Source organism: Deinococcus sp. (genome assembly GCF_018260555.1).
GTDB lineage: Bacteria > Deinococcota > Deinococci > Deinococcales > Deinococcaceae > Deinococcus.
In genome coordinates this window covers 1-4,324 of the sequence record NZ_JAGLBB010000067.1, presented here as the reverse complement: position 1 = coordinate 4,324, position 4,324 = coordinate 1, and the positions used below count along the sequence as shown (strand labels likewise).

Genomic DNA, 4,324 nt, shown 5'->3' with positions numbered 1-4,324 from the left:
GGATTCGGAAGTGCAGCGAATCAATCGCAGTCCGTATTACTGCTTGAGTCGGGGGTCGGCGGGGTTCACGCCGTACACGGCTCCCCAGGGTTTGTACACGCTTTTCAGGGTGTCGGTGCTGATGGTCTTGCCGCCGGCCTTGATGGTGCGCGTGATGACGCTGGTCATGCCCTGCATAGGCTGGTCGAGCAGGCGGCGGCCCCCGGGCGCCACGCGGTCATCGGGACTGTAACTGGGGTCGGCAGGCGCCTTGAAGTCCGTGACGACCGGCCGGCTGATGGTCACGTCGCGGCCGGTGTTCGCGCCGAACACGTCAAAGCGCAGCGTCTGGCGCGCGGTGTCCCAGCTGGCCTGGATGAACAGGTGCTTGCCGGTGTCGTTCTTCATGCGCAGGTTCTTGCCCGGCGCGTACACGGTGGCCTCGTACCCGACGGGGTCGTAGTACGTCACGCGGTGGCTGTGCTCGTGGCGCTCGGTGATGGGTAGGCCCGCCTGGTACAGCGCGCGGAAGATGGTGGTGCTGACCTGGCAGATGCCGCCGCCGTCCTCCTTGGTCAGGGTGCCGCCGCTGATCACGAAACCTTTCACGAAGCCGGTGCTGGCGTCGATCTGCCCGATCTCCTCGTTGAAGTTGAATTCGTGGCCAGGCGCGATGAAGAAGTTATCCAGTTTGCTGGCGCCCACCAGCACGTTCTTCTCGCGGAAGTCCGGGCTGCCCGCGTAACTGCTCTGGCCGGTGGCGACGTGCCACAGGACGCCGCGCTGCGCGAGCACCTTCACGCTGCGCCCCGGCTGGGTGCGTTTCACCTCTACCTGCGCGGTGTCCTTATCGGCCAGGATGGCCTTCAGGAGGTTGGCCTTGGTCGCAGACCGGTCCAGGGTCCAGCCGGTCTGGTCGGTGGCGACCCAGTTGCCCTTCACGTTGCGGAACACGGCGGGTTTCGCCTGACGCGCGTTGATGGTCCGTTCCATCCCGTCAAGGATGGGCGTGAGGGTGGTGCTCAGGCGCCCGGCCTTGCGGGTGGCGCCGACCGCCTCTGCGGGCACCGCCCAGGACTTCACGATGGCCGTGGTCTTCACTTCGCCTTTCTGGATGGAGCTGGCCTCGTCCTTCAGGATGAGTTTGAAGTCGGCGGCGTGCGCCGAGGCGACCAGGGCGAGAGTCAGGGTGCAGGTGAGGCGCTTCACGGCTCCCAGCCTAGGGCGCCGCACCTGGCGGGCCGTGAGCCGAGCTTGCGCGAATCCTGACGTGCCGTTGCGGCGGGCTTAGGGAATCAGGGATTCCAGGACGGCCAGCCGCCCCCGCAGGGTATCCGGGTCCGGGGCGACGAGGTTCACGTGACCGAGTTTGCGCCCGGGCCTCCAGTCCTTGTGGTACAGGTGCACGCGCGTGCCGCTCAGGGCGTCGGTGGCGGCCCAGTCGGGGGTGAGTGGCTGGCCGTCCGGTCCGGCGGCCCCGACCACGTTCACCATCGCGCAGGGCAGCAGCGGCGCCCAGTCGGTCAGGGGCAAGCCCAGCACGGCCCGCACCTGCGCCTCGAACTGGCTGAGGCCGCCGCCGTCCTGGGTGAGGTGACCGCTGTTGTGCACGCGCGGCGCGACCTCGTTCACGATCAGGTCCCCGCCGGGCAGCACGAAGAACTCCAGGGTCATCAGGCCCTCAAGTTCCCAGGCGTCTGCCACGGCGCGCGCCATGGCACGGGCGGCCGCCTGCGTGCCGTGCGGAACCCGCGCCGGGAACACGCTGGTGCGCAGGATGCCGGCTGCGTGCACGTTTTCCACGAGCGGCCCGAACGCCACCTGACCATCCGCGCTGCGGGCGACGCCCAGGCTGACCTCGCGCTCGAAGGCCACGAAGCCTTCCAGCACGCACGGCACGCCGCCCAGGGCGTCCCAGGCGGCGCGCAGTTCGGCGTTCGTGTTCACGCGGGCCTGACCCTTGCCGTCATACCCGAGTTCGCTGGTTTTCAGGACGCCGCGCCCGCCCACGCGGCCGAGCGCGCCGCTCAGGTCCCCTGCGGATTCGATGACCTCAAAGGGGGCGGTGACGGCTCCCGCGCCCCGCAGGGCCTGTTTCTCGCGGGCGCGGTGCTTGCTGCGGGCCAGCAGGTCCGCGCCGGGCCGCACGGGCACCCGGCCGCGCAGGGCGTCCAGCGCCTCGACCGGGACGTTCTCGAATTCCAGGGTCACGGCGTCACACGCGGCCAGTTCGTCCAGCCCGGCCGGGTCGGTGTACGGCGCGCACAGGTGCAGGGCACACAGACGCGCCGGGGCCTGCGGGTCGGGTTCCAACACGGTCACGCGCACGCCCAGCGGAATGGCTGCCAGCGCCAGCATCTGCGCCAGCTGCCCGCCACCCAGGATACCCAGCGTCCGCTCACGGCCCGGCGTGGTCACGCCTCACCCGCCTGGGGGTGCCCGTCGAAGAACGGATCGTTCAGCACCGCCTGCGTCTGCGCAGTCCGGAAGGCGTCCAGGCGGGCGCGCACCTGATCGTCGGTCGTGGCCAGCATCGCCGCCGCGAACAGCGCCGCGTTCTTCGCGCCCGCCGCACCAATCGCGAAGGTCGCCACGGGCACCCCGGCCGGCATCTGCACGATGCTCAGCAGACTGTCCTGGCCGCTCAGCGCGCGCGACTGCACCGGCACGCCCAGCACCGGTACGCGCGTGAACGCCGCCAGCATGCCCGGCAGGTGCGCCGCGCCGCCCGCCCCGGCGATCAGGCACGTAAAGCCCAGCCGCTCGGCACGCGCGCCGTACGTGGACAGCAAGTCCGGCGTGCGGTGCGCGGACAGCACCCGCACCTCGTACGGCACGGACAGGTCCCGCAAGGCGTCCAGTGCGCCCCGCATGGTCTCGAAATCGCTGCGGCTTCCCATCACGACGCCCACCCTGGGGGCGGCCTGGACTGCAAGATCATTCACGGCCCGCATCCTACCCGGCCCGGAAGGGTCAGCGCCGCCGCGCCGTCCGGGCCGGTCGCGCTAGCCTGCGTGGGTGAACGCCGAGCACGACGACCCCGCACGCACGCCAGGCCCGCCTTCCACCCACCCGGACTACGCCTGGCTGTATTCCCGGACCCGCGCGGGCCGGGCGCGCGGACCGCACGGCGCGGCGGCGCTGCTCGCGCGTCTGGGTGACCCGCAGCGGGCCTTTCAGAGCGTCCGCGTGATCGGCACGAACGGCAAGGGCAGCACCTGCGCCATGCTGGAAGCGGGCCTGCTGGCCTCGGGCGTACCGGTGGGCCGTTTTACCAGCCCGCACCTGACACACTTCGAGGAGCGCGTGCGCGTGAACGGCGTGAACCTCTCCCCCGCCCGCACCGACGCGTTCATCCGCTGGGCGCAGGCCAGCGTGCCAGACGCCGCGTTCTTCGACCTGACGCTGGCCCTCGCCTGCCAGGAGTTCGCGCGGGCCGGGGTGCAGGTCGCCGTGATGGAAGCTGGCGTGGGCGGCCGCAGTGACGCCACGCAGGCCCTGACGCGCGTGGCGGCGACCCTCATCACGAACGTGGACCTGGATCACGTGGGCGTACTGGGCGGCACCGTGAACGCCATTGCCGCCGACAAGGCCAGCGCCGCCCAGCCCGGCGTGCCCCTGCTGACCACCGCGACCGGCGCGGCCCTGACCGTGATTACTGCCGCCGCCGCGCAGGCCGGGGCTCCCCTGCTGACCCCGGACACCCACCCGGACCTGTTCACGCTGCCACGCCCGCCCCGGCTGGAGGGACCGCACCAGCACCGCAACGCCGCGCTGGCCGCCGCCACCCTGCGCACCCTCGGGTACGGGCAGGGCGTGGACGCCGCCCTGAACGCCACGCACCCCGCCCGCCTGGAACGCTTCCTGGTACACGGCCGCACGGTCCTGATCGACGGCGCGCACAACCCGCACGCCACGCAGGCCCTCGCCCAGGCCGTACCGCACGCAGACACGCTGCTGTTCGGGAACCTCGCCCGCAAGGACACCGCCGCCACCCTGGCCCCCCTGCTGACAGTGGCCGCGCAACGGGTATTCACCGCGCCCGGCGACCTCGCCACGCCCCCCCAGGAACTCGCCGTCACGCACGGCGGAGAAGCCATCCCGGACATGACCCGCGCCCTGACCCGCGCCCTGGCTCTCACCCCGCCCGGCGGCACCCTGCTGATCACAGGCAGCCTGTACCTCGCCGGGCACGCCCGCACGCAGCTAAGCACACTGCGTTTATCTTGTAGATAAACCGCGCGGAGCGCATAGCAGAAGAAAGTACGTTGGTAACTGCTCAGCAGGGTAAATTGCTCAGAATCTGAATTCAGCCCTATAAATTGCTAAGAAGCTGCTTTCAAAT

Annotated in this window: 4 protein-coding genes; 1 reads left to right on the top strand and 3 read right to left on the bottom strand. The window is 70.7% G+C overall.

Annotation, left to right across the window (positions count from 1 at the left end; genetic code table 11):
• Positions 1–36: 36 nt before the first annotated feature.
• From QZ271_RS11940 to purE, 3 genes are all read right to left on the bottom strand, one after another.
• Complete coding sequence (locus QZ271_RS11940; RefSeq protein ID WP_291431761.1) at positions 37–1,188, bottom strand: VanW family protein; 1,152 nt, start codon at positions 1,186–1,188, stop codon at positions 37–39.
• Between the two features lie 78 nt (positions 1,189–1,266).
• A complete protein-coding gene (gene purK / locus QZ271_RS11935; RefSeq protein ID WP_291431759.1) occupies positions 1,267–2,397 on the bottom strand; it encodes a 5-(carboxyamino)imidazole ribonucleotide synthase in 1,131 nt (376 codons plus the stop codon).
• Positions 2,394–2,933, bottom strand: coding sequence for a 5-(carboxyamino)imidazole ribonucleotide mutase (gene purE, locus QZ271_RS11930; RefSeq protein WP_291431757.1), 540 nt, complete (start codon positions 2,931–2,933; stop codon positions 2,394–2,396). Before purE ends, purK begins: the two co-directional genes overlap by 4 nt.
• A 64-nt stretch (positions 2,934–2,997) precedes the next feature.
• Here purE and QZ271_RS11925 point away from each other — a divergent pair, with 64 nt between their 5' ends.
• Positions 2,998–4,215, top strand: coding sequence for a Mur ligase family protein (locus QZ271_RS11925; RefSeq protein ID WP_291431755.1), 1,218 nt, complete (start codon positions 2,998–3,000; stop codon positions 4,213–4,215).
• Positions 4,216–4,324 lie beyond the last annotated feature (109 nt).

Excerpts from the sequence above, each read along its gene's own strand:
- purE (WP_291431757.1), bottom strand. The coding sequence starts at position 2,933 with ATGCGGGCCGTGAATGATCTTGCAGTCCAGGCCGCCCCCAGGGTGGGC.